Below are 26437 nucleotides of genomic sequence, written 5' to 3' on the forward strand. Positions count from 1 at the left end.
TAATTTAAAATATTTTAAAGATTGTGTTTAAAAAAGAAACCTATTGTACTATAGGCCGTAGGAATAAAACAGGTAGGCTAGTATAAATACTGTTGTTCTACCTGAGAGGAATACTGACAGCTTCCTCTAGTTTTGTTGATGGTACCGTGAAACAACTTGCATGTTGTTTTTAGTCTGTGCTCCCCCAGCATGCCACAGGCGCATCTTTGACATACCACCTTTTCTAGAAATCCTGGGGTAATTGTAAAAGAACAGCATTTCTCCAGGTAAGCTATTTTTGCTTTCTGCGCCTGTTATACCTTACCTATCATACAGACCATCCTATTGCTACATACATGCCCTACGGCAAGGTGATGGGCAACCGGGTGGTTTTTTTATGGCTTTAAACCTCTCCAGTCGCTTTTTCATTCTCCTTTCAATCGTGTTGCCCTTTTGAGGCTTCCCCCTCAGCTCCAGTGCCTTGATGTGTTTCCCCCCTGATTCAACTCTCGGGTCCAGTTGAATAGAACGTGCAACCTGCACGCCTTCTACTCCTGGTTTTCTATTGCCAGACACGCAACAACAACACATTATTATCTTATTATTTTATGGAAGTTAATTACGATTGCACGAGCAAGACGGGGAGCGTTTTGCTAAGGTATTTTAAACTAGTACTGCTTTTCCTTTCTCTAATTGTCATGTCTTCTGCTGTAAAGGCAAATTATGTGTTCAAGGCAGACAAGATGAGCAAGTCCTCTTTCTCTATCCTTAGATTTGACCAGTTGTTGGAATATACCCTGGGTACTGAGGTCTCAGTGCCTACCTATGCCTTGTCCTTAGAAAAATCTATGTATGATGGAGGCGATTTTAGCCTGGATTTTGTGGCCTCTGCGCCAACTACCTATGATCATAGCACTGGTGGAGGAGCTTATGATGATCGTACCATAGGCGTAGACGTAGTAGAGTCTCTAGAAGGCGGCGATTTTGCGTGTAATGACATTGTCACATTTTTGACAAAAGTGACAGTAGATGGTAGTCCTACAGATCCCATGCAGTCCATTTCGCTAGACTATTCTTTTCTAGCAGATGCTACTGGTCAATCAGGGGTAGCGCTTGGTGATATTACCTATGTTGGTTTAAACACCGGTACTGTTTCTAGTGGAGATGGTCCTGGTGGCACAGATGGCGGCATGAGTGCCAATAACAATAGTTCTGCCACTTTAACATCAGAGTCTTTATCTGGGCCGTTGTTCCAATCTGGAAGTAAATTATTAGGCACCGTTCAAGTAACGGGATTAGAAGCCGGCGAAACAGTGATTGTACGAGTGGACGTAAGAATTCTTTGTGATCCAGGAAGTAACCCTACTGGCAACTTACAAGCTAATATTATTGCGGGTCTTGTAATTTCTCCAGAAGATGATAACATCCAAGTTGGGAATCAAACGGTACCATTTAAAAATGTTGGGAGAATCCTGTTCCCCTGTGCCATAACTGGTCCTGCTACTGTCTGTCAAGGCGCCACTTCTGTCTATACAGATGAGTCAGGAAATGATTTGGATGATGTAGACAACCTATGGACAGTTACCGGAGCGGCCTCTATCATAGGTTCTGCCACTGGCCAAACTGTGCAGGTGCAGTCTACAGGTACTGGAAACTATACCATTACCCTAACCATTAGCTCAGAAGATGGTTCTGCCCCAGATGAAGTCTGTAGCATACCAGTTACCGTAAATCCTAACGCTACACTCACTACTCCAGACGCCGATATTGTTTGTGAAGGCGAAAATGCCGTTTTCAGTTCAACAGTAAGTGGCGGAGGGACAGGAGTTGACGGAGCAGACATCATGTGGTACATAGGCACCAGCAGCACTGCCATTATAGATGATGACACCAATTATGACATTGTGGTCTCTGGCAATACCAGCACACTCACCATTATCACCACCGCCGAGTTAGATGAAGCCATCTATCATGCTAAAGTGAGCGGCACCGGCATTTGCGGCTCAGATGATGAAAGTGCTTCGTTAACTGTCCATCCTAATAACTCACTTACCGCGCTTACCAATGCCCGTAAGTGTGAAGGTGAAAATGCTTCCTTCTCTACTACAGTTAGCGGAGGCGGCCCCGGGGTAGACGGCAATGACATTACCTGGTACAAAGGAGCCACCCCTATTGCAGATGATGATGACTACAACATTGTTGTGTCTGGTAACACAAGTACCCTCACCATTTTAACGGTGGTAGAGACAGATGAAGATACCTATCATGCTAAGGTTAGTGGCCAAAACATTTGCGGATCTTCTGATCAGTCTGCTACTCTTGTGGTAGATCCAAACAGTGCCTTGACTGCGTTAGCAGCCGTGCGTGAGTGCGCAGGAGAAGACGTCTCTTTTGCATCTACCGTTAGTGGCGGTGGGCCAGGCGTAGATGGAGCAGACATAATCTGGTATAATGGCCTTACGGCTATTGTAGATAATAATACCAAATATGACATTGTGGTGAGTGGTAACACCAGCACACTGCACATCTTGGATATTGTAGAAGGTGATGAAGGAACCTACCATGCAAAAGTGGGTGGTACCGGCATTTGCGGAACAGATGATGAGAGCGCCATGCTCACCGTTGATCCAAACGCTACGCTTTCAGCTTTGACACCAGAGACAGAATGCGAAGGGGCTAGTGCTTCTTTCTCATCTACCGTCACTGGCGGCGGGCCTGGAGTGGATGGTGCTGACATAGCTTGGTATAAAGGAACAAGCATAGTGGCCTTGGTTGATGATGATACCAAATACAACATTGTAGTGAGTGGCAATACAAGCACCTTAAACATTCTAAGTTTAGTAGAAGGAGATGAAGCTGTGTACCATGCAAAAATTGGCGGCACCGACATCTGCGGAACAGACGATGAAAGCGCCATGCTTACAGTAGAACCAGGCACCTCTCTTACTGCTTTGACTCAAGAAACCGAGTGTGCTGGGGCTAATGCAACTTTTGAATCAACGGTAAGTGGTGGTGGTGCTGGCGTAGACGGCAGTGACATTGCATGGTACAAAGGCGAAACACTTCTTACGGATGATGCTGACTACAATATTGTGGTAGACGGAAATAAGAGCACGCTTACCATCCTGGCTGTTGAAGCAGGTGACGCCGGTACATATCATGCCAAAGTGGGCGGTATGGGTATCTGTGGAACGGCTGATCAGTCTGCGGCGCTGATTGTAACGCCAAATACTACATTGACAGCGCTCACCGCAGTGCAAGAATGTGAAGGTTCTGATATCACCTTCTCTTCTACCGTTAGCGGCGGCGGAACAGGAGTAGACGGCAACGATATAAGCTGGTACAAGGGCATGACCCTGCTGTCAGATAACACTGATTATGACATTGTGGTCCTTGGCAACACAAGTACTTTGCATGTCTTGGATATTGCCGAAGGCGATGAAGGGACCTACCATGCAAAAGTGGGCGGTACGGGCATTTGCGGCACTGATGATGAGAGCGCAGCCCTCACCGTTGATCCTTGCAGTAAAGTAGAATTGCAAAAACTCACTGATGGTGTAGTGGACAATACCAAAGACTGGACCTTTACCTTGTCTGAAGGAAATACCCTCTTAGCTAGCGCTACCACCCTTAATGATGCTGATGGTATCTTGTTTGATGGGCTCACCTTGAGTAAGGACAAGACTTATACCATTTGTGAAACCAATGTAGGGGCTGGTTTTGCTGTAGTCATTCAGTACTATGACGCCAATGGAGTACTGCAAGAAGTGCCGTGGTTTGATCCGCAAACAGTCAATGGCGGAGGTGATTTCAACCAAGGCGAAGCGGTAGGAAACTATTGTTTCTATATTGGGGCCGGAACCGCTTTACCTTTGCCAGCTAACATTGAAGAAGGTACCACGCTAGAGTTGAGAATCAGAATCAACAACGTGCCACCTCCTGGTGGTAATGCCCGTACCCCTGGTTACTGGAAAAACTGGAGCTCTTGCACTGGTGGCAAACAGTACATCAATGTAATGGCTGCTCGTGCCAACGGAGGCGACAAAGCAGACTTCTGGTTACTGGATGACCATTTGCCACACACTCTTTGGACAAATCCAGCCTCAGGGGCAACGTGTAACCAAATGTCAAGCTTTACCATCACCACTTGTAGACAAGCATTCTTGATTTTAAGTGAGACTCAGAATGGAGGTAAAGGTGCTAAAATGGCCAGTGATGCAGCCTACAAACTTGCCAAACATTTAATGACCTACCAGTTAAATAAAAAATCTGGTACGTATGAATGTGCATCAGCGGCAAGTGCGGCCACGCAGGCAGAGGCGTTGTTAGCTAAGTATTGTTTTAACGGTACTGCCAGTAGTTATCTCTCCAGCAAAGGCAAAGGAGGTGGCACAGACTACCAGTTAGCCTTAAGCCTGGCTAAAACGCTTGATGCGTATAACAACAATCTACCTTGCGCAACTACTACTGTCGCCACTAACTCAGTGACATCTACCTCATCACTATACGCGGCAGAGAACAGCTTAAAAATGTTCCCTAATCCGTTCTCTTCCAGAGGTAACGTTGAGTTCATCATTGAGCTGGGCGGTGAGTATGAGCTGGTGCTGCATGACATGAGCGGTAGAGTGGTACAGCACCTGAGCGCAGGAACCGCCCAAGCTGGCAAACGCTACAACGTAGCACTGGACGGCGCCAACCTCAAAGAAGGCTTGTACCTGGCCAGATTGACCAGCGGCACCATGACGCAAACCATAAGGATCATTCTAAAACGATAGCCTTTGAGTAGGTTATGAAGAATACCCCCAAAAGGCCGAAGCTACCCGCTTCGGCCTTTTTTTTGCAGGTAGGCCGTTTGCGGCTTTTTCCTGATTCCTGTTTTAGGCGTGATTTCTTGAAAACAGCCTAAAAACGGATGTGTCAGCAGAAAGCTTGCCAGGTTGAAGTGTGAACCGGAAGTGCCTTAGGTTGTAAAAAGCAGTTCATTGCCTTTCTTGCCAGAAACTACCAGGGCATCCATTTTGCGCAGGCAGTAGGTGATCTGGCGGCACCGGTGTAAGGGGAGGGCCAGCGCCTTTTGCACGTCTTTGTTGCTGAAAGGCTGAGGCAGGCTGTCTGGCAGAAACTGGAGAAAGTCCTGGGCGCAGGTAAAAAGATGGGTGCTAAAGACCTCCAGCAACACGCGGTCTTTCACGCTCACCCGCTTGCGGTACTTGCTTCCTTTGCCGTCGCGGCACCGTACTTCTTCCTCCTTGATCAAGACAAACTCCAGCGTGAAATTGGGATGGGCCACCAGCTCTGGTATTCTCACCAACTCCTCAAACAGGTCTGTCAAAGCACCTTTGTACGGCGACTTGCGCCTGGACAAAACCTGGGTGCCGGTACCATCTACCTGCGCCACCACTTTCTCTAGCGTGACAGGATGAATCAAATGTACGGGATGGTGCGGGAGCAGGGCCTTCAGCTTGGGCCTAATGGCCGTAAAGTTGCGGGTCTGGATTTCTACCAGCTGGTCTCCTCTCACCAAATCCACCACAAAGCCTTGCACGGGCACCTCCAGGCGGTCCTGGGGCTGGGCGAACCATTCCTTCAGGCCACTGTGCAGGGAGCGCTCGTTCTGGATGTTGATGCCCTGCCGTTCGGCGGTCTTGGGTTTTTCAGCTGATAGTACTTCTTCTTCCACGGGACCCGTCACCAATTCATGTAGTGCTAAGAAGACAAAGGTAACCATCCTGCCTGGTAAAATGTCCTGAAGTGTAAGAGAAGCACCGGTCAGAGGCAATCATAGCATCTAGGTACAACAGCAACGCAAGAACGTTTCTTCTTGCATTATAGCCAGCTAGAAACAGGCACAATCCGTTTTTGGGATATTTTCTGGAAAGTAGGCCAAAAACGGTGGCCAGCCCAATTGGCTTTGTTGAGGCTGCCTGCGTACAACACTCAGATCATAGAGGGTAAGTACTGAATTTAAACCATGTGCCTAACCAGCCAAAGCATTCTTCGTTTTGCCAGAAAAACATAGCCCATGATACTACCGCCGTTCCTCAAGCCCCATGACAAGGTTGGCCTCCTGAGCACTAGTTCCTTCACAGAAGACAGCTACATTCAAGAGGCAGTCAAGATCCTGGAGAGTTGGAAGTTGAAACCCGTGCTAGGCAAAACCATAGGTGCCCGGCAGGGGAGCATGGCCGGCTCAGACAAATTGAGGAAACAGGACCTGCAGGACATGCTGGATGATGAAGAGATTAAGGCCATCTTTCAGGCTACGGGCGGGTACGGCATCGTCAGGATCATTGACCAGGTAGATTTCAGCAAGTTCAAATACAAGCCCAAGTGGGTGGTAGGTTACAGTGACACCACCTTTATGCACAACCACCTGCAGGGCCGCCTGAGCACCGGCTCCATGCACGGCACCATGGCCGCCGATTTGGAGGCCGGCTACCATGCCCAGTCCTGGGAGAGCCTGCGCAAGGCCCTGTTTGGTGAAAAACTGGAATACTCCATGCAACCGCATCCTTTAAACCGCACTGGCACCGCCAGCGGCATGTTGGTGGGCGGCACCATTAGCATTCTGTGCAACGCCAAAGGCACCATGTCTGAGGTGAATAGCAACGGCAAAATCATGTTCCTGGAAGAAGTGGGAGAGAAGCACTTCCGGCTGGACAGCTACCTCATCTCACTCAAGCACGCCGGCAAGTTTGACTACGTGCGCGGTCTCATTGTGGGGCAACTGATTGAGATGGAAGATGATGACCCGCCCTTCGGGAAGACGCCTGAGGAGATAGTCTTTGATGCCGTTAAGGAATTTGACTTTCCGGTGGCCTTTGGGTTTAAGGCCGGTCACGGCGCCGTCAACAAGGCCCTCATTCTGGGCGGCCTGGTGCACCTACGGGTAGATGCGCAAGGCACCACCTTCTCTTTTGAAACGTAAATAGCACTACCGTCTGCACCCAGCCCGTTTTTGGGCTGAAATCCAGAAAACAAGCCAACAACGAAAACCGCCTATGTCTGCTTCTCCTTTAATTTGTCTGCTTACCTGTGAACACGCCGGCAATGAAGTTCCTGCAGAGTTTGCGCATCTGTTCAAAGGCAAGGAAGAAGTCTTGTACACGCACAAGGCCATTGACTTCGGGGCGAACTCCTTGGCCCGGCATCTGGAACGCGTGCTCAACCTGCCCTTGTATTCTACTGCCGTGACTCGTCTCTTAGTAGAGGCCAACCGCTCCCTTTTCAGTGATGATCTCTTCTCTGAACACGCCAAAAAACTAACCGAAGAAGACAAGCAGCACGTGTTGGAAGCCTATTACCATCCTCATAGAAATCAGGTGCTTAACCGACTAGAAGAAGAAACTGCCAAAGGAAACCGCGTCTTGCATCTGGCCGTGCACACTTTCACGCCAGCCCTGGACGGCAAGGTGCGCAGAGCCGATATGGGTATTCTCTTTGACCCGGCCCAGCCCTTGGAGAAAAAGATAGCCGCCCAATTGAAGACTGCCCTGGAGAAGCAGAATCCCCAACGGGTCATCGTCTACAATGAGCCCTATCCCGGCACCGATGATGGGCTGCCCACCTACCTCAGAAGCAAATTTGAAAAAGACCAGTACGCCGGTTTTGAGCTGGAAGTAAACCAGAAATTCTTTTTAGATGGTAATCCAGAACATTGGGAAACGGTAAAACAAGAAATCACCGAAGCCCTCAAAACCGTCCTCCAGAAGTATCAGGAAAAACGCCGCATCACCATCCGGAAGGCCTAAAAAAACGTCCTCGTTTTTAGCCTGTTTTCTCAAAAACAAGCCAAAAACGAGGACAGATTTTTATTAAGTTTTTTATTGAAATTACACGCATTCCGTCCCCCTTTGGAGAGGGTAGGACTTAGTAGTCCTGAGACTCGAGACTGTTTTCACCATGTCATCTTGGAAAGATCTTGTGGGCAAATTGTAGTGGCGTTTAATAAATGCCTGTCTAATTCGCTACCAAGATCCTTTCAGTATGCCAAATTGGTAAGAAGGGAAATAACTCTCAAGAGTAAATCCTCCCCCTACCCCCTCCAAAGGGGGACGGAATGCGTGCTTTTTACTGCACTTTGGCAAAAGCTTGTTCCATGTCATTGATGATGTCCTGCGGGTGTTCTACCCCCACAGAGATGCGTACCATGTTCTCGCCAATGCCCATGTGGGCGCGGTCTACCGGGGCAATGTCTGAGTGCGTCATAGAGGCTGGGTGCTCGGCTAAAGATTCGGTGCCGCCTAAACTTACTGCCAGCTTGATCAGGCGCAGGTGGTTCAGGAAGGTGAAGGCTTCTTTCTCGCCGCCGCGTATGTCAAACGAAATCATGGAGCCGGCGCTGAGGCACTGCTTCTCATAGATGGCCTGCTGGGCGGGGTTGTCTTGCAAGTCGCCTAGGTAATAGATGCGTTCTACTTTGGGGTGGTTCTTGAGGTAGTGGGCTACTTCTTCTGCGCCGCGGGCCTGGCACTCCATGCGTATTTTCAGGGTCTCTAGGCTTCGCATGAGCATCCAACCGGTCCAAGGACTGGCCATGGAACCCATGAACGTGCGCATCCCCTTCACCGATTTCATCAACTCCATAGAGCCTAGGCAGGCCCCGGCAATTAGGTCGCTGTGGCCGCCAATGTATTTGGTGGCAGAGTAAATCAACAAATCAGCTCCATGCTTAAGCGGGTGCGAGAACAAAGGCCCCAGGAAGGTGTTGTCCACGGCTACCAGCACTTTCTTGTCTGGGGTGCTGTGTTTTTGGGCCAGTTGGGCGCAGGCTTCAATGTCTACCAGGTGGTTGGTGGGGTTGGCAGGCGTCTCTAAGTACACCATGGCCAGGTTGCCGGCCAGGCCAGACTCGTCCAACAGCTTTTCAACTTCCTGCGCGGTCATGTTGGCCTGAAACCCGATGCTCTTGATCCCGAATTTGGGCAGGATGTTTTTGATGTAGTAGTCAGAGCCGCCGTAGATGGGTTCACTGTGCAGGACCACGTCGCCGGGCTTGAGCAGGGCCAGCAGCATGGTAGAGATGGCGGCCATGCCAGAAGCAAAGACCGCGGCGTCCTCGGCACCGTCCCAGAACCTGAGGCGGTTTTCCAGAATCTCCAAGTCTGGGTTGTTAAGGCGGCTGTAAATGAGCCCCATTTGTTCTTCGGCCCCCTTTTCCCGCAGGCCGTACGCCAGCTCAAAGAAAGCTTTTCCTTCCTCGGCGTTCTTGAACACGAAGGTGGAGGTCTGATAGATGGGCGCCTTCACGGCCATCTCTGACCATTCTGGGTTGTAGCCGTAGCTCATCATTAAACTTTCTGGACGCAGGTGCTGGCCGTTAAGGTGGGGGCCCTGATGGTCTTCTTCTAATAGCATACTTGTATAGAGTTAATAGGTGATCCTTGTGAGATGACCCAGACAGGCAGGACTGTAAATCCTGATGTTTAACTTGTGTCTGTACATGGGTAATGTGCTTTAAAGCGCACAAAGTCATTATTTACCCCCAGAACGGTGTTTGCTCCTCGGTAAAGCCCATATTATTATAAAAATTTGCTGAGTAAAAGGTAGAAATATTTTTTCTGGATTGCGCACCGGTTTCAGTAGAATGCAACTCTTGGATTTTTTGAAATACTAGTTTAAGATAATGATAGTTAGGTTATTGCGAATTGTTTGGAATGCCGTTTTTGGCTTGTTTTCCCTGAAATAGCCCAAAAACGAATGCTTGTTTGCGCGAGAACGTATGCCTACCAACAGGATAGACTTAGCAGACATTGATAACAGAAAAGCGGCCACCCTATGGTCCGTAGTTTTCTTTGGTGAGAGCCTATGTGCAACCTAACACGTTGGCCTTTCCCGAAATATTTTCCCTACTTGCGGCCCCTAGCTGTTTACAATGTCTTCTTTTAATTCGCAGCGCCTGGCGTTGAGCGTGTTCTTCTTTTTATCTGGGTTCAACTTTGCCAGCTGGACCTCGCGCATCCCTACCATCAAGGCCGCCTTGCACCTGAATGAAGCTGAGTTGGGGACCATCTTGCTGGCTATGCCCATCAGTTCCCTCATTGGGCTGCCTTTGTCTGGCTGGCTGGTATCTAAGTTTGAGACCAGAATTCCGTTGACGGTGGGTTTTCTGCTCAACTCGCTCTGCATCTCTTTTATAGGTTTGGCAACTACACCGCTGGCCTTGATCATGGCGCTGTTTCTGTTCTCCTTGAGCATGCGGGTCTACAACATCTCCATCAATACCCAGGCCATCAACCTGCAGAAACAGCATGCCAAGAAGTTCATTGGCTCTTTTCATGGGCTTTGGAGCACGGGCGGCATTGCGGGGGTGGGTTTTACCACTTTGCTGGTGTCTCTGGAGGTGACGATCATTCCGCATTTGATCATGGTGTCGGCTATTTCTTTGGCAGCTACGCTCTTTTACTTTAGAAACCTGGTGCGCGGAGACCAGGCGCCTGCCAGTGACAAGAAGGGCTGGGTGAAGCCAGACGCCTACATTTTGTACCTGGGGCTGTTAGTATTTTTTGCGGCCGTCTGTGAAGGAGGCATGTTTGACTGGAGCGGCATTTACTTCCAGCAGGTGATAGGAGAGGACATCTTCACGGCCGGTTATCTCATTTTCATGACCTGCATGGCCATTTCCAGGTTTGGGTCTGACAAGATCATTGACCGGTTGGGCATGCCCACTACCTATGTGTTGAGCGGCTTGCTCATCTCTTCAGGCATTGGCCTGGCAGTCTTGTTCCCTAGTTTCTGGCCGGCCATGGTGGGTTTTTCCATGGTAGGTTTTGGCGCCGCTGCCGTTATTCCCATGACCTACACCTTGGCGGGTGCTTCTAAAACGTACTCGCCCGGCATTGCCATTTCGGTTATCGTGACCTTCGGGATTGTGGGCATGCTCATTGGGCCGCCCATGATTGGCTATCTGGCGCACGCGTTTAACCTAAAGGTTTCTTTTGTGGCCTTCGCGGTCTCTGGCTTGATGCTGTTGCCTATTTCTAAGCTGTTTTTTAGGATGCGCGGGCAAGCAAGTCAATAACTGTTTTTGGGCTGTTTTGAGAAAAGTAGCCCAAAAACACAAAAGCCCTCACGCACTTAAAAAAGGGTGAGGGCTTTTAAGTAGAAAGGCTTGAGCCATCTTGCCGTCAAGCTAAAAGGATAGGTTATTTTTTCTCACCCACCATCACAAATTCTTGCACCAGTAGCGTATCTGTGGCTTGTAGCAAAGCTACACCGCTCACATCAAACTTGTTAAGAACCTTGCTGGCATTGATAGAATAGCTGGTCTGGGTGCCACTTTTAAGCGCGTGTGCCAATTGATGGAGGTGTACTTCGGCGTCTTTCAAGGAAGCAACCATTTGTGCTCTGGTGGTATAAGAAGACGAGGCCCCGGAGCCAGGAGGAAGTACTACCTCATTGTATTTAAGTGGTTTGTGCTTAAGGATGCCGGTGGCTACTTTGCTAGAATGAGTCTGGCTCGGTGATAGAATGGTGGACTCTTTTTTGGCGGTGAGCAGTAGGTCACCGTCCTTTTGGCTCACCTCATAGCCCTCGCTTCTAGAACTCGTCTTCACCTCAGCTTCTGTGCCATTCAAAAACGTTACTTGTTCTGACCAAGAGGAAATATCCAGCACGGTGTTCTCCAGGGAGAAATAGTCCATGTTGATTCTCTGCGTGAACGACCGGATAACCGCCTGGTCTTTCACCTCTCCGTTTGCCGTGAACATTCGCACGGGAGAGGCGGTGGAATGCTTAGTCAGCGTAAAAGTGGCAGGATAGTCTAACCCAATGGCATCATCTTCTTTATCACCGCAGGCGGTAAGAGAGGCAAGGAATAGAAGGAGAAGGTAGAGATTTTTCATAAAGGAAAAACTATTATTGCCTGGCGCCAAACACAGCTGTACCTTGAATGAGTAAGGTGTCTTTTTCTCCCATTCCAGAGATTCCGGCGGGGTCAAACTTGATGTTGTATGTGCCCGGATAAATTATGGTGCCGTACTCATAGGTGTGCTTCCAGGTGATGATGGTAGAGTGAATGAGCAACTCATTGCCAGCAAAGGTGCCAACTACCTGCTCCCTGGTTTTATAAACAGTGCCACCAGGACTATAGGGCGCGGGTTGTGGGTCTTTGACAATAGTTTTCACCTTACTAATGGTCTCAACAAAATCAGAGAAGGTGTTGCCAGACTTGGTACGCAGGGCTTCCCACTCCCTACGTGATGTCAAGACGATGTCCCCATCCTCCAAAGTTTTTATGTCATAATATTCCCCATCTCTGGCATTAGAGGCATACAATTCAGTGGCGCTGTTGAACACAAGCGTACTAGAGTTGGAAGTCTTTTCAGTGACATTGGTTTGGTAATACCCGTAAATGGAAGCATGGCGCTTGACAAAGCTTTTGATCAAAGCGTCGTTCTTTACCTCGCCAAGTCTGGTGTACATCTTGATGGGGGTGACGTTTTTCTTGTATTCAATGAGGTAGGTGGACGGGTAGGTAGGTGTAGGAGCGGGTTCCTCTTTCTTTACAACTTCTTCGTCCTCTTCCTTGTCGCAGCCTGTCAAGGTAGACAGCGCCAAAAGTAGCAATAAGAGCTTTTTCATTTAAATATTAAATAGATAGTATTTAGGTTGTATAAAGGTAGCAACTGGTTCTTACATATTTGTGGAAGACTAAGCGCTAATTATTTCCGTTATTAACTATTGGCCACGTATTTTTATCGCCAGAAGAAATAATCTTTTGCTTTACAACAGAATAATTATGCTAAAACCATTCATACCCCTTGCCAAAAAGCCTGGCTTCTTCCTGATGCTGGCTCTGGTGGGGTGCACTTCTACCCAGCCGCAGCAGACTGCCTCTACAGACACGGGTGCCGCGCCTACTATCATTGAAGAATTGAAACAGCCTCTAGACAACCAATTGCTCAAGGAATGGACCGGCCCGTACGGCGGCATCCCGGCCTTTGACAAGATGAACCTGAGTGACATCAAGCTGGCCATGGAGCAGGGCATGGAGATGCATTTGAGGGAGATTGACGCCATCACCGCCAATACCGCTGCGCCAACCTTTGAGAACACCATCGTGCCTTATGAGAAAGCAGGCGAGGCTCTGGGCCGCGCTATGATCTACTACGGCATCTGGGGAAGCAACCTCTCTACGCCAGAGTTCAGGAAGATTCAGGCAGAGCTAGCGCCTAAGATTTCTGAATTCAGGTCTAAGATTTCGCAGAACACCCAATTGTTTGAGCGCATTAAGGCCGTGTATGACCAGTCCTTGAAATCTCCTTTGGCCGCTGACCAGCAGCGTACCGTGCAGTTGATTCATGAGGAGTTTGCCATGGAAGGCGCAGGGCTGGACCAGGCCGCCAAGCAACGCTATGCCGCCATCAACAAAGAGCTGTCGTCCTTATACACGTCGTTTGCCAATAACACGCTGGCCGATGAGGAGAAGTACATCACCTATATCACCAAAGACCAGCTGAGCGGCTTGCCAGAGTCGTTTGTGAAAGCGGCCGCCAAGGCTGCGGCAGACAACGGCAAGCCCGGTCAGTACGCCATCACCAACACGCGCTCCAGCATGGACCAGTTCCTGACCTACTCAGACAACCGCACCCTACGTGAGAAGGTCTGGAACACCTATTACTCGCGCGGCGACAACGGCGATGCCAATGACAACAACCAGAACATCACCAAGATTCTGCAACTACGCGATGAGCGCGTGAAGCTGCTGGGCTATGACACCTACGCCGACTGGCGCCTGCAGAACCGCATGGCCAAGAACCCCGCCAACGCCATGAACCTGATGGAAAGCGTGTGGCCAGCCGCTCTAGCCCGCGTCAAAGAAGAGGTGAAGGACATGCAAGCCGTGGCCAATGCCAGCGGTGCCAAAATCACCATCGCGCCCTGGGACTACCGCTACTACGCAGAGAAAGTGCGCAAGAAAAAGTATGCTCTGGACTCAGACGAGGTAAAACAATACCTGCAACTAGAGAACCTGACCCAGGCCATTTTCTACACCGCCGGCGAACTATTCAACTTCTCGTTCAAGCCGGTGCCGGCTGGTTCTGTGCCCGTTTATCATGAGGACGTGAAGGTCTGGGAAGTGACGGACAAAACTACCGGGGCGCACATTGGGCTTTGGTATCTGGATCCGTTTGCCCGCCAAGGCAAGCGCTCAGGGGCCTGGGCTTCTCAGTACCGAAGCTTCTCTACCTTTGACGGCAAGAAAACCGTGCTGGCCTCCAACAACTCCAACTTTGTGAAGCCGGCGCCGGGTGACCCTGTGTTGGTGTCCTGGGATGATGCCACCACGTTCTTTCATGAGTTTGGCCATGCCTTGCACTTCCTGGCGTCTAACGTAAAGTACCCCACCTTGAACGGCGGCGTGCGCGATTACACGGAGTTCCAATCTCAACTATTGGAGCGTTGGTTGTCTACTGACAGAGTGATTAACCAGTTCCTGAAGCACCACAAAACGGGTCAGCCTATGCCAGCTTCATTGGTGGCTAAAATCAAAAAAGCGTCTACGTTTAACCAGGGCTTCAGCACCACGGAGTTCCTGGGTTCTGCCTTGATGGACTTGAAATACCACACCGTCAAAGATCCCACCGGCCTCAACCCAGATACCTTTGAGCGCGAGACCTTGAAGGCCTTGGGTATGCCCAAGGAGATTGTGATGCGTCACCGTTCGCCGCACTTCACGCACGTGTTCTCAGGTGAGGGCTACGCTGCCGGTTACTACGGCTACCTGTGGGCAGACGTGCTCACCTCAGACGCCGCCGAAGCCTTTGAAGAAGCCCCCGGCGGATTCTATGATAAGGAAGTAGCCGCCCGCCTGGTGAAATACCTGTTCGCGCCGCGCAACTCCATGGACCCAGCAGAGGCTTACCGTTTGTTCAGAGGTCGTGACGCCAAGATTGACGCCTTAATGCGTGACAGAGGTTTCCCGGTGCCTAAGCAGTCGAGTAAGAAGTAATTGTCCGTTTTTGGCTTGTTTCCCAGAAAATAGCCTAAAAATAAAATTGAGAGGCCTCACGGGTAGAACCTGTGAGGCCTTTTCTTGAGCAGGATTTTCTGGATGGGAGTTGATTAGGCAGGATGGGTATAGAGCTGTAGAGACAATGGCACCACCTTGTCTCCCACGCTTTTGGATTTGGCCTGTTTAAGAGACAAGGCGGTGGGGCTGTCCCAACAACCTACCACGCATTCCGTCCCCTTTGAAGTCGAAGATCCCGGACTGGTTACGGGAGGGGTAGGGGGATGACGTACGTATAAACTCAGCAGGATATAACATTGCGAGGGAGACAAGGCGGTGCCTGGTCTCTACATTATCTCCAACGTTACCTACCTATTCCTTCAAGGGGGACGTCAACTTGAGGTGCGTTTTTAGCCTATTTTCTGGAAATTAGCCCAAAAACGATTTGCTACTTCGGCAGCCTATTTCTAACAATCCGGGGAATTTCCTTTCTTTCGCACATCTTTCCAGACCCTTACCCGTTCAACTAGCCCTATGGCACTTTTTGTATTCATTGTAGTAGTCGCAATTGTAGTAATATTCTTTTACCGCTGGGCCACCCAGAAAACCAGAAATAGGCGCAAGGTCATGGCGCAGGAGTTTCCGGCGGAGTGGCGGAAGGTGTTGCTGGACCGCGTGGGCTTTTACCATACGCTCACTAGTGAGGAGGACAAGGTGCGGTTTGAGAAGATGATTCAGTTGTTTCTCTCTGAGAAGCGCATCACGGGCATTGAGGTGGAAGTGGATGACACCCTGCGCGTGTTGGTGGCGGCCAGTGCCATCATTCCCATCTTTCGGTTTGATGACTGGGAGTACCGCAACTTGGGCGAAGTCATCATCTTTCCGGGAAGCATTGAACGGTACAAGCACTCTGAGTCTGAGGCCGTGTCTGAGGTGCTGGGCCGCGTAAACCCTTTTCAGAACGACCATTACGTGACTTTGTCCAAACCAGCGCTGGAGCGGGGCTTCAATGACATGGCAGATAGGCAGAACGTGGGCATTCATGAGTTTGCGCACATGCTGGACCAAGCCGATGGCGAGATTGACGGCACCCCGCAGGCGTACCTGCCTGATGAGCTGGTAAAGCCCTGGCAAGAGCTTATGTACCGCAAGATTAAACAAATCAAACAGGGCAAGTCTGACATTAACCCGTACGGCGCCACCAATGAGGCCGAGTTTTTTGCCGTGGCCACCGAGTATTTTTTTGAGAAGCCGGGGCAGTTGTCTGAGAAGCACCCCAACCTGTATAAAATGCTCACCCAGATTTTTCAGCAGAACCCCAAACGCCGCTTCGGGTTGAATTTTAGGGAACTGCTCAACCCCTATGGCAAGCGTTTGGGTAGGAATGAACCATGCCCCTGCGGAAGCGGCCAGAAGTACAAGCAGTGCTGTCTGCTTAAGCAGTCAAAGCCCACCTTAGCGGCGTAGTCATATAAGTATTTCTAAATATAGCTTCATTTAAATAAGAAAATAACGGCATGGAGGATAGGCTCTGCCTGAAACAGCTACTTTTTTAGGGCTTGTTACGTATGGCGTGTGTAGGTACAAGAATGCAGATGTATAGCGCACCTAAATAGGATTAAACTGCGCTTGGTTCTTGATGTCCTTAACCGCTCCCGTTATGAAACTACTTTATACCTTCTGCCTAAGCCTTCTGTCTGTGACCTTGTTGCAGGCGCAAGTGATAGAACAAGACACCATCAAACCCGGCCGCGGCAACCGTGATGCCCAGCTCAAGAACATCAAAGACCGCAAGGCACGCCTGTTTACAGATTCGCTGGGCGGCACGGAGCCCACCAACAAGGTCTTGCTGGACACCACGCTCTATAACAAGTACGGCGACTTGCTCCACGACGACCCAGAATACAACTTCCGCCAGCCACTCTGGAAACCGGCCGCGCAGGTCATTGGCGTCAACCTGGCCTTCATGGGTTTCAACCGTTACGTGGCCAAAGCAGACTATGCCTACGTGAGCCCCGCCACCTGGAAACACAATCTGCGCTCAGAGCCTGAGTGGGACACCGATGAGTTTGGCATTAACTTCATTGGGCACCCGTACCAAGGCACGCTATACTTCAATGCGGCCCGGTCGCAGGGCTACAACTACTGGCAGTCACTGCCCTTCGCCGTGGGCGGAAGCGCCACCTGGGAATACTTCGGGGAGAACACCTTGCCTTCTTACAATGACTTGATATACACGCCCATCAACGGTGCCGCCCTGGGCGAGATTCTGTACCGCCTGAGCTCCAATATTTTGGATGACAGAACCACTGGTCGGGAGCGCGTGATTAGAGAAGTGGCGGCGGGCGTGATTAATCCCATCAGAGGTCTGAACCGCTTGTTGCAAGGAAAAACGTCACAGGTGACCAACAAAGAGGTTTATGAGAAAGAGCCTATCAATATCACGCTTTTTGCCGGGGTGCACAGAATCAATACCAAGCAGGATGACGTCTTCGGGTCTGGTGGTAACAAGGCCATGTTCAACGTGCAATTGGACTACGGAAATCCGTTTGAAGACCAGAAACGCAAGCCCTTTGACCTGTTCAGGCTGCGTGCCGAGTTCAGTCATGGCGGTGGTGATACCATCTCGGGCATCATCAACAACATTACGGGGTACGGCATCTTGTTTGGGCGTAACAGCACCGTGGGCAAAGTAGATGTCTTGACTGGTCTCTTCCAATACTATGACTACTGGAACACCCGCAACTTTGACTTGGGCGCGCTGGGTTTTGGACCTGGGCTGTTCACCCGTCTGCCTTTGAGCAAGCAGGTGAATCTGTACACCAACGCGCACGTGGGCGTGATTCCGCTGGCCGGTAACAGCACGCGGTTTGCCCCAGATGAGAACGGTCTACGGGATTACGTCTACACCACCGGTCTGCACGGAAAGATAGAAAGCACCTTGAGTTTAGGCCGCCATGCGTCTGCCTCTTTTGTGTACTACCATTACCTGCTCAAAACCATTGAGGGCCTGGAAGGCACCAACTCCATTGGGATAGTTAGACCCAGAGTCACGGTGCAATTGTTCAAGAACGTAAGCCTGGGCTATGAGCACTTTGGGTACACTACCAACCGAAAGCTGGAGCAATACGCCACCCAGCGCTCAACCATCACTGACCAGAAGATTTTCCTGCAATTGTTTTTAGAAGACAGACAGCGTAGAGGCCGCTACAACTAATCTGTACAATAAAGTATTCAAAAGAAGAAGCCGTTTTTGGCCTGTTTTCTCAGAAACAGGCCAAAAACGGCTTCTTCCGTTTAGATTGTCCTCGGTTCTAACACGAATGTGCTATTCTGAGGAAGGAATGTCAAGCTTTACTAGGCTTGCTGAATTGATGCAGAACCTCAGTCCCGCGGGCGGTGGTCCGTCATGGGACACGTGACCTAAATGCCCGTCGCAGACATTGCACCGTACCTCTATGCGGTGCATGTGGTGCCTGTCATCAAAGAGAAACTTACAAGCCGCCTTTGAGACAGGCTGGGTGAAACTGGGCCAACCCGAAATGGCGTGGTACTTGGCGCTGGCAGAAAAAGCAGGCTGCTGCACCCCGCGCAGGCATAGTCACCGGGCTCATAGTTTTTGCAGAAGGCGTTTCGGTATGGTGGCTCAGTGCCACGTTCTCGTAAGATGTGAAACTGCGCAGGGGTGAGCCTTTGACGCCATGCTTCTTCAGTATGCTCCACGCGCCGGCCAGGCTCTGGGTTGCCGTATTTAGCATAGGTAAGGACATCTATCCAACGAAGCATACTTTTAAAGATGGAGTTCCTGACTGGAAAACGCGTGCGCAGGTATTTCGTTCTAAAAGAAGTGGTCAGCCATTTTTTGCTTGTTTTCCCGAAAAGAGGTCAAAAACGCGGTCCAGTGCGTTTACTCCAGAAAGTGTACCTTTGCGTGCAACTGTAGAGGTCGTATACCTTACGGTTGGTACCATCCTGTAGCATTTCCTTATGAAAATAGTAGGCAACATTTTAGACATCACCAACAAGCGCGACAGCAAACACCAAGGCATTGAGGTGCACCTGGACCGCGTAGAGTATATCATGTTTAAAAAAGATGGCCACTACCGCCAGGACTTCAACTACATAGACGACCTGGATGCTCCCTTAGTCATCACCGGCGACCGCCTGGCCAGAATCCTGGACAAAAAACTGCCTGAAGGCGAATATGACTTTAATGTCTATGACCTGGTAGACGGGGAGTATGTAGAAAACCCAGACAAGTTTCTGTCCATCCTGCTCATCTATGATTTTGAGGAAGACCAGCACATCTTAAGCTCAGTGGAGTATTCTGAAACCGTAGAGGTGGAAGAGTTTAAGAAGATAAAAGGCGCTAGAGAGAAAGAGAAGTTGGCTAGAAAGAACAAAGCCAAACGCAGGTAAATAAATTCTTGATATAGTTGCAATATTGTAATGGTATTTAAGTTTTGATTTATATGCTTATAACCTAAAGAAATACAATATGAAATATGTTAGTCTATTAGCATCATTCTTAATTATTTCTTTTTTAGCCTCAGCCCAAGAGCAGGATTCTGCCAACACTGGTAACTATAAGTTCTATGTTGGAGTTGGGCTACCTAATTTTCAATATCAAGTATCTTATGATGATAGCCCAAAAAAGACTCTGTTTTTATCGGGGGAGTTTCTTCCTATAGATATTCATTTCGGCTATAAGATTAGTAGGAGAGCAAGTGTTCAACTAGGTCTTGCTTATGGTAGGAGAACTAGAGAAAGCCAAACGTATGGAACCCCGCTTAATGGAAACGGCCAGACTGTTTACCATGATTACTATGAACGTACTAGAGGGTTTGGCATACCAGTAACAGGAAGGTTTGTCTTCCTTAATGCAAATAGAAAAATGCCCATTTATGTAGTAGCGGCAGTTACCCCTGCATTTATTTCCAGCCATTTTAGTGAAACGACAACAGAAAATAATGTCACCACTACCCTTTACGATGAGCACAATAAGGGAATGGATTTATTTGCAAATGCTGGTTTTGGACTAAACTACAGAGTTCAAAGACGGTTGAATGGAAATGTTGAGTTTTTATTGTTTAAGCGCAATCTTACTAGTCAAAATTTTGATTTACACGGAGAACAGTGGCTTGAAAGATTAATTGGTTCATTGTCATTAAGTTTCAATTATAACTTCAATTAAGGTAATATCTTCAAGCATAGAGCAAGTATCCGCTTGTGTTCTAGGGCCTAGCCTTTTTCATCCAAACCGCAGGATAAACGCGGTACCCATGCCTTCTACAGATTGTACCTGAATGGTGCCGCGGTGTAGTAAAACGATTTGTTTGCACAAACTCAGGCCAATCCCGCTTCCGGTCTTTTTGGTGGTGAAGAACGGAATGAAAATCTTCTCCTGCACTTCTTCAGACATGCCGTTGCCGTTGTCGGTGAGCTTGATGATGACTTTCTTTTCTGGGTTGGCGTAGCCGGTGAGCGTAATAGTGGGCTGAGGCTTTTCTTTCACGGCTTCCATGGCATTCATGACCAGGTTAATGAGCACCTGGTCTAGTAAGTTAGGATCGGCTTGGAGGGAAAGGGCAGGGTCTTTTAAATCTACCTTAAAGGTAATGCCACGTTGGGCTAGGGTAGGTTCTAAAAGCCGCTGCAGGTTAGAGAACTGGTCCTTGAGTAGCACCTTCTCCAAGTTGAGCGTGGTGATTTTACTCAGGTTGCGGTACGTCTCCGCGAACTTCAGCAAACCCAGGCTTCGGTGCTTAATGGTAGTAATGCCTTCTTCCAGGTCCTCTAAGTCATGGGCAGTGGCGCCGTTGGTTTTGGTGTCCTGCAGTCGGTTTTTAAGGGTGTCTGCCAAAGAGGAAATGGGCGCGATGGAGTTCATAATCTCATGCGTCATCACGTTCAAGAGCTTCTGCCAGGCTTCGGCCTCATTTTCATCTAAGGCCCCATGCACGTTCTGGAAGGCCACTAACTTATAGCGTGCCCCTTCATTCTGAAAGGACGTGGCCGAGAGCAACATTTTGACATCGCCTTTCTCCAGACTCACGGTGCGCGCTACGGCAATCTTGGTTTGACCGGGTTGCAGGCTATACACCGCCTCGTAAAAGCCCTGGTCCCGCTTAGCCAGCGAATGGATGGTTTTTAGGTAAGGAATGTGCAGTTGTTTCTTGAAGGACTCGTTCATCATCAGGACCTCGCCCGTATCTAAATCATACGACAAGATACCCGTCTCTACCAATTCCAGCACTTTCTGCAAGTACTGGTGCTGGGTTTCTTTTTCGCGGTTGATGGTGAGAAAGGTAGAGTTGATTTCATTGTAGCCCTTGCGCAGCTGCTGTAACTGCACGGGTGCCTGCTTCTCACTAAAGTAGCGGGAAAAATCGCGGTAATGCACCGCCTCCAGAAACAGCTTCAGTTCTTCCTGCGCCTGCTTTAAAAACTGCACCAGTTCATACACCTGGTAGGCGCCCAAGGGCACCAGGAACACCAACAACTCTGACCAGCCTTTTAGGACTACGGGCACCGGCAAACTAAGCGTGACCAACAGAAATGCCACCCGCAGTAACAACCGTCCTTCAAAATTCTTAAATGTCATACTTGCCTAAGCGTCTGTAGAGCGAGGTGCGAGTAATGCCCAGTTCCTTGGCGGCCTTGGTGAGCACGCCGTTGTGCTTTTCCAGCACGCTTATGATGGTGGCTTTTTCTATCTCCTCCAGGTTAGTCTCCACGGGCGCATTTTCTTCCATTACCCCAGATTCAATAGGAGAGAAGAGCATGTCTTTGGCTTCCAGCACGGGACCATCGGCCATAATCACGGCGCGTTCAATGGCATACTGCAACTCCCGCACGTTCCCCGGAAAATGATAGCTCTTGAGTTTGTCCAGCGCTGCTTTGGAAAAGTCTTGCGTGGTCTTGAAGTACTTGTTGGCATAGAACTCGGCGAAGTGCCTTGCCAGCAACACAATGTCATTGCCGCGCTTGCGCAAAGGCGGTACCACTATCTCAACGGTATTGATGCGGTAGATTAAGTCTTTCCTGAAGCGGGCCTCGCTAGCCAACTGCGCCAAGGACACGTTGGTGGCACACAGCAGGCGCACGTCTATGTTGACGGGCTCATTGGTACCCAGCCGGATGATTTGTCGGTTTTGCAGAACGCTCAGTAATTTAGATTGCTGTTGCAAAGAGATGTTGCCAATCTCATCTAAGAAGATGGTACCGGTATGCGCAGCCTCAAACCGACCCGCGCGGTCATCTCGGGCATCGGTGAAGGCGCCTTTCTTATGCCCGAACAGTTCGCTCTCAAACAAGGACTCAGTCAAGGCACCCACGTCCACTTTCACAAACGGTTTGTCGGCGCGGAGGGAGTGTTGGTGAATGGCTTTCGCGATAAGCTCTTTGCCAGTTCCGTTTTCGCCTAAGATTAGGATATTGGCATCAGTGGGCGCTACTTTCTTAATCTTGTAGAAGATGTCCTGCATGGCCTCAGATTCACCCAGCAACTCCGAACCAATCACTTCAGGGCCTTTCAACGAAGAGGAAGAAGCCGTACCGGATTTATTACTGATGCCGTCTTGGATGGTTTGCAAGAGCTTATCATTGAGCCAAGGCTTGACCACAAAATCAAAGGCGCCCTCCTTGAGCGACCGGATGGCCAGGTCAATCTCGCCGTAGGCGGTAATCATGATGACGGCCGCCTCACTGCCCAATTGCTTTATCTTCTTGAGCCAGTACAGCCCTTCGTTGCCCGTGTTAATGGAGGAGACAAAGTTCATATCCAGCAAGATGGCGTCAAAGGTGTGCTGTCTAAGTAAGGCTGGCAGGTTCTCAGGGTTTTTCTCGGTGATAATTTCCTTCACCATGGGCCGCAGGAGTAACTTGACTGCCGTCAACACATCTGGATCATCATCCACCACCAAAACAGAAGCCTTCTTTAATTGCATAATCTTGTTTGCTATACCTTACAAGAAACTACAATTATGCCATTGTTCCAAGACGCTGATTGTGAGCAGTATTCCAAGATAAGGAAAGTATCCGCGCGTGCGAATTCGCACACATGAGGCGCGAAAATGCACGCACCTTTACGTGGGTACTTGTATAAGTGGTTGAAAATGAGGGATTACGGGTTTTGGCACACGGTCTGCAACTAAGAAGGCATAGACAAAAACACTACGGTTGAATTAGCCACAACACAAACTGTCTAACCATAGCCCTCAAAAGACCATCCTATGATACAGATTTCTAATTTAGAGAAAGTATACCGCACCGACGAGATGCATACCACCGCCTTGAACAAACTGACCTTTGCCGTGAAGAAAGGCGAGTTTGTAGCCGTGATGGGACCATCTGGTTGCGGCAAGTCAACCTTATTGAACATGCTGGGCCTGCTGGACGAGCCAGACGCTGGCAGTTTTCAGTTTAATGGCACCGAGGTGACCAGCTTAAATGAACGCCAGCGGTCGGCGCTCCGAAAGCAGAACATCGGGTTTGTCTTCCAGAGCTTTAACCTCATAGATGAACTGACGGTGTATGAAAATGTAGAATTGCCTTTGATTTATATGGGCGTGAAACCCGCAGAGCGTCAGAAGCGGGTAGAGGAAGTCTTGGAGAAAGTGAAAATCAAGCACCGCAAGAACCATTACCCTCAGCAACTGTCAGGTGGGCAACAGCAACGCGTGGCGGTGGCCAGAGCCGTAGTCAACAACCCGCATTTAATTTTGGCAGATGAGCCCACCGGTAACCTGGATTCCTCAAACGGTAATGAAGTGATGGAACTGCTTACTGAACTCAACGCCCAAGGCACCACCATCATCATGGTGACCCACTCAGAGCATGACGCCCACTACAGCCACCGCGTCATCAGGATGATGGACGGTCAGGCCATCCTGTCCTCAGAAGTACTCGCGCAAGCCTAATCCTAGATACTAAGAACGAACAATATACTACTAGAAGAGATGTTCAAGAACTACTTTAAAGTCGCGTACAGAGGCCTTATTCGGCACAAAGGCTTTAGCATCACCAACATTGCCGGCCTGGCACTGGGCTTGACCGCTTGTCTGCTCATAGGGCTGTTTGTGTATGATGAGTTGCAGTATGACAAGTTTATACCCGAAGGGGACCGTGTGTACCGCGTTTACAACCACGCCAACCTGGAAGAAACCAACGACCAGATTGCCAGCGTGCCGCCTATGTTTGGCACTACCTTAAAGGAGAGTTTCCCGGAGGTGGAAACTACGGTCCGCATTCTCATGCAACAATGGGACGGACAGGCCCTGGTAGAGGTAGGCGACAAGCGCATTTATGAGAAAGGCGGCCTGGATGCAGACCCCACCTTCTTTGACATGTTTCCGCTGACGTTTGTGTACGGCTCTCCAGAGAAAGCCTTAGATGACCCTTCTTCGGTGGTCATCTCAGACAAATTCTCAGAGAAGGTGTTTGGTCAGACAGACCCAGTGGGCAAGAAGGTGATGATTGACAAAGAGACGTTCCTGGTGAAGGGCGTTTTTGAAAGCAACTCCAAGTTTCATCTGCCTATGAACTTTATCCGGAACATGGCCCGCTTCAATTTTCCGGCGGAGCGCATGAGCAGCTGGGGCTGGCAACAATTCTACACGTACATCAAACTGAAAGAAGGCGCTAACCCAGATGCTTTGCTGGCCAAGTTTAGAGCTGTCACTAAAAGACAACGCGACCCAGAGACGAACAAGCCCGAAGATTACCTGCCGCATTTCCAGTCTCTGCAACAGGTCCACCTGTACTCTTCGGCGTTTAAGTTTGACCAGGCCTTAAGAGGCAACATCACCTACGTGAAGGCCTTGAGCATCATTGCCGTCTTTATCTTGTTGATTGCCTGCTTTAACTTCGTGAACCTGGCCACGGCCAAGTCTTTGCAACGCGCCAAAGAGGTGGGCGTGCGCAAAACCATTGGGGCCAGCCGCTCCCAGTTGATGTTCCAGTTCCTGGCCGAGACGCTCTTGATTACCCTCATCAGCGTGATTGTGGCCGCCGCGCTTACTTCCTTGTTTTTGCCGTCGCTCAATGACTTCACAGAAAAAGAGATGACGTTCAACGTGTTCACCAGCCCTGGCTTACTAGGAATGTTGCTGGCTTTGGTGCTAGTGGTGGGCGTATTGGCAGGCCTGTATCCGGCCATGGTGTTATCGGGCTTTAAACCGGTGAACGTTTTAAAGGGCGCAGTGGTAAGTGATGGTGGTCCGGGTAAAATTCCGTGGTTACGTCATGGGTTGATTGTCCTGCAGTTCTCGCTGTCCATTTTCTTGATTATCTGTGCGCTGGTAGTGTACCAACAGGTAAGCTTCCTTCACAACAAGGACCTGGGCTTTAACAAAGACCAAATCATGTTCTTCCCGATGCGCGGCAACAACATGTTCCAAAACTATGAGACCTTCAAGAACGAACTGGCAAAATCACCGGCAGTAACCAGCGCGTCAATTGGTTACGGCTTTCCGGGAGATGCCACCGCCGGTGATGGCATTGAGGTCATCAAAGACGGCCAGCGGGAACACCATGGCGTGTCTCAGTTGATGGTGGACCATGATTACATTAAAACGCTGGGCTTGAAACTGGTGGCTGGCCGTGGGTTCTCCAAAGACATGCCCACCGATAAAGACCAAGCCTTCATGCTGAATGAAACCGCCGTGAAGGAACTGGGACTGGGCACGCCTGAGCAAGCCTTGGGGCAAAAGCTGGAGTGGAAGATGTGGACCGATGGCAAGGACACGCTCAAGAAAGGCACTGTGATTGGTGTGGTGAAAGATTTTCACTTCAAGAGTTTGTTTGATAAGATGGACCCTACGGTGTTGCAGATTTTCCCGGGGGCCAACTGGAAGGTAGCCGTGAAGCTGAAAGGCAACGACGTAACGGCAGGCATTAACCACGTGAAGAGTGTCTGGAATCAGTTCTCGCCAGAATACCCCATTGAATATAAGTTCATGGATGACAATTTTGCCGCCATGTACAAAGCCGAAGACAAGCTGAAGTCCCTGCTCTGGATTTTTACGGGCATGGCCATCTTTGTGGGCTGTCTGGGCTTGTTCGGATTGGCGGCCTACGCGGCAGAGCGGCGCAAGAAAGAGATTGGCATCCGTAAGATTCTGGGCGCTGAGACTTCTTCTATTGTCACATTGTTGGCCAAGGACTTCCTGAAACTGGTATTACTAGCGGCGGTGTTTGCGTTCCCGGTGGCTTGGTACGCCATGAACGTCTGGCTGAAGGACTTTGCCTACCGCATTGATATTCCCATCTGGGTCTTCTTCGTGGCTGGTATCCTGGCCTGTGTGGTGGCCTTTGTGACGGTGAGCTTCCAGGCCCTGAAGGCGGCCACGGCCAACCCGGTCAAAAACCTGCGCATGGATTGATGTACCTAATCGTTTTTTGCCTGTTTTCCGAGAATCAGGCAAAAAACGACGCTTTCTTTTTAGATAGTTAAACGCATGGGCCGCTTGCATTTCAACTTCGTAAAACCTGCTATAGTATTGA

At 49.7% G+C, this 26437-nt stretch carries 17 protein-coding genes and 1 pseudogene; 11 read left to right on the forward strand and 7 right to left on the reverse strand.

Annotated features, from left to right (window positions below; all coding sequences use genetic code 11):
* The first annotated feature begins 677 nt into the window (after window positions 1-677).
* Window positions 678-4754, forward strand: a complete 4077-nt coding sequence (locus ABD880_RS00515; protein WP_345161226.1) for a T9SS type A sorting domain-containing protein — start codon at window positions 678-680, stop codon at window positions 4752-4754.
* A gap of 185 nt (window positions 4755-4939) precedes the next feature.
* Here ABD880_RS00515 and ABD880_RS00520 read toward each other — a convergent pair whose 3' ends face one another.
* The gene (locus ABD880_RS00520; protein ID WP_345161227.1) at window positions 4940-5707 is read right to left on the reverse strand and encodes a DUF8091 domain-containing protein; all 768 of its coding nucleotides are present in this window, start codon (window positions 5705-5707) and stop codon (window positions 4940-4942) included.
* A 294-nt stretch (window positions 5708-6001) separates the two neighbouring features.
* On the opposite strand from ABD880_RS00520, the gene ABD880_RS00525 reads away from it, so the two are divergent.
* Both ABD880_RS00525 and ABD880_RS00530 read left to right on the forward strand, forming a co-directional pair.
* The gene (locus tag ABD880_RS00525) at window positions 6002-6907 is read left to right on the forward strand and encodes a S66 peptidase family protein (protein WP_345161229.1); all 906 of its coding nucleotides are present in this window, start codon (window positions 6002-6004) and stop codon (window positions 6905-6907) included.
* Between the two features lie 73 nt (window positions 6908-6980).
* The gene (locus ABD880_RS00530) at window positions 6981-7730 is read left to right on the forward strand and encodes an N-formylglutamate amidohydrolase (protein ID WP_345161231.1); all 750 of its coding nucleotides are present in this window, start codon (window positions 6981-6983) and stop codon (window positions 7728-7730) included.
* Window positions 7731-8049: 319 nt separating this feature from the next.
* On the opposite strand, the gene ABD880_RS00535 is transcribed toward ABD880_RS00530, so the two are convergent.
* Entirely contained in the window at window positions 8050-9336 is a 1287-nt protein-coding gene (locus ABD880_RS00535) for a cystathionine gamma-synthase family protein (protein WP_345161233.1), read from the reverse strand.
* 517 nt (window positions 9337-9853) lie between these two features.
* Between ABD880_RS00535 and ABD880_RS00540 the strand changes: the two genes are divergently transcribed.
* The gene (locus tag ABD880_RS00540; RefSeq protein ID WP_345161235.1) at window positions 9854-10999 is read left to right on the forward strand and encodes an MFS transporter; all 1146 of its coding nucleotides are present in this window, start codon (window positions 9854-9856) and stop codon (window positions 10997-10999) included.
* Between the two features lie 124 nt (window positions 11000-11123).
* Here ABD880_RS00540 and ABD880_RS00545 read toward each other — a convergent pair whose 3' ends face one another.
* The gene (locus ABD880_RS00545) at window positions 11124-11822 is read right to left on the reverse strand and encodes a hypothetical protein (protein ID WP_345161237.1); all 699 of its coding nucleotides are present in this window, start codon (window positions 11820-11822) and stop codon (window positions 11124-11126) included.
* Window positions 11823-11835: 13 nt separating this feature from the next.
* Window positions 11836-12561 (reverse strand): hypothetical protein, encoded by a 726-nt coding sequence (locus ABD880_RS00550; protein ID WP_345161239.1) that lies wholly within the window; start codon window positions 12559-12561, stop codon window positions 11836-11838.
* A gap of 157 nt (window positions 12562-12718) precedes the next feature.
* Between ABD880_RS00550 and ABD880_RS00555 the strand changes: the two genes are divergently transcribed.
* The 3 genes from ABD880_RS00555 (at window position 12719) to ABD880_RS00565 (ending at window position 18149) form a co-directional block, all read left to right on the forward strand.
* Window positions 12719-14932, forward strand: coding sequence for a M3 family metallopeptidase (locus ABD880_RS00555; RefSeq protein WP_345161241.1), 2214 nt, complete (start codon window positions 12719-12721; stop codon window positions 14930-14932).
* A gap of 534 nt (window positions 14933-15466) precedes the next feature.
* On the forward strand, window positions 15467-16399 hold the full coding sequence (locus ABD880_RS00560) for a zinc-dependent peptidase (protein ID WP_345161243.1): 933 nt from the start codon (window positions 15467-15469) through the stop codon (window positions 16397-16399).
* A 193-nt stretch (window positions 16400-16592) separates the two neighbouring features.
* Window positions 16593-18149: a DUF3943 domain-containing protein gene (locus ABD880_RS00565; RefSeq protein ID WP_345161245.1), complete on the forward strand. Its 1557-nt coding sequence runs from the start codon at window positions 16593-16595 to the stop codon at window positions 18147-18149.
* A gap of 111 nt (window positions 18150-18260) precedes the next feature.
* On the opposite strand, the pseudogene msrB reads toward ABD880_RS00565, so the two are convergent.
* A pseudogene (gene msrB / locus ABD880_RS00575) lies at window positions 18261-18718 on the reverse strand (peptide-methionine (R)-S-oxide reductase MsrB).
* 201 nt (window positions 18719-18919) lie between these two features.
* Between msrB and ABD880_RS00580 the strand changes: the two are divergent.
* Window positions 18920-19351 (forward strand): hypothetical protein, encoded by a 432-nt coding sequence (locus tag ABD880_RS00580; protein WP_345161249.1) that lies wholly within the window; start codon window positions 18920-18922, stop codon window positions 19349-19351.
* A 79-nt stretch (window positions 19352-19430) separates the two neighbouring features.
* Entirely contained in the window at window positions 19431-20126 is a 696-nt protein-coding gene (locus ABD880_RS00585) for an outer membrane beta-barrel protein (RefSeq protein ID WP_345161251.1), read from the forward strand.
* A 57-nt stretch (window positions 20127-20183) separates the two neighbouring features.
* On the opposite strand, the gene ABD880_RS00590 is transcribed toward ABD880_RS00585, so the two are convergent.
* Together ABD880_RS00590 and ABD880_RS00595 are read right to left on the reverse strand one after the other, a co-directional pair.
* On the reverse strand, window positions 20184-21536 hold the full coding sequence (locus tag ABD880_RS00590) for a sensor histidine kinase (RefSeq protein ID WP_345161253.1): 1353 nt from the start codon (window positions 21534-21536) through the stop codon (window positions 20184-20186).
* Window positions 21526-22881 carry a sigma-54-dependent transcriptional regulator gene (locus ABD880_RS00595; protein ID WP_345161255.1) on the reverse strand — a complete coding sequence of 452 codons (1356 nt, stop codon included), beginning with the start codon at window positions 22879-22881 and terminating at the stop codon, window positions 21526-21528. The genes ABD880_RS00590 and ABD880_RS00595 overlap by 11 nt, the downstream gene beginning before the upstream one ends.
* Before the next feature lie 285 nt (window positions 22882-23166).
* Here ABD880_RS00595 and ABD880_RS00600 point away from each other — a divergent pair, with 285 nt between their 5' ends.
* Complete coding sequence (locus ABD880_RS00600) at window positions 23167-23853, forward strand: ABC transporter ATP-binding protein (RefSeq protein ID WP_345161257.1); 687 nt, start codon at window positions 23167-23169, stop codon at window positions 23851-23853.
* Window positions 23854-23892: 39 nt separating this feature from the next.
* Window positions 23893-26316 carry an ABC transporter permease gene (locus ABD880_RS00605; protein ID WP_345161259.1) on the forward strand — a complete coding sequence of 808 codons (2424 nt, stop codon included), beginning with the start codon at window positions 23893-23895 and terminating at the stop codon, window positions 26314-26316.
* Window positions 26317-26437 lie beyond the last annotated feature (121 nt).

This window comes from Nibribacter koreensis, from assembly GCF_039541795.1.
Taxonomy (GTDB): Bacteria; Bacteroidota; Bacteroidia; order Cytophagales; family Hymenobacteraceae; genus Nibribacter; species Nibribacter koreensis.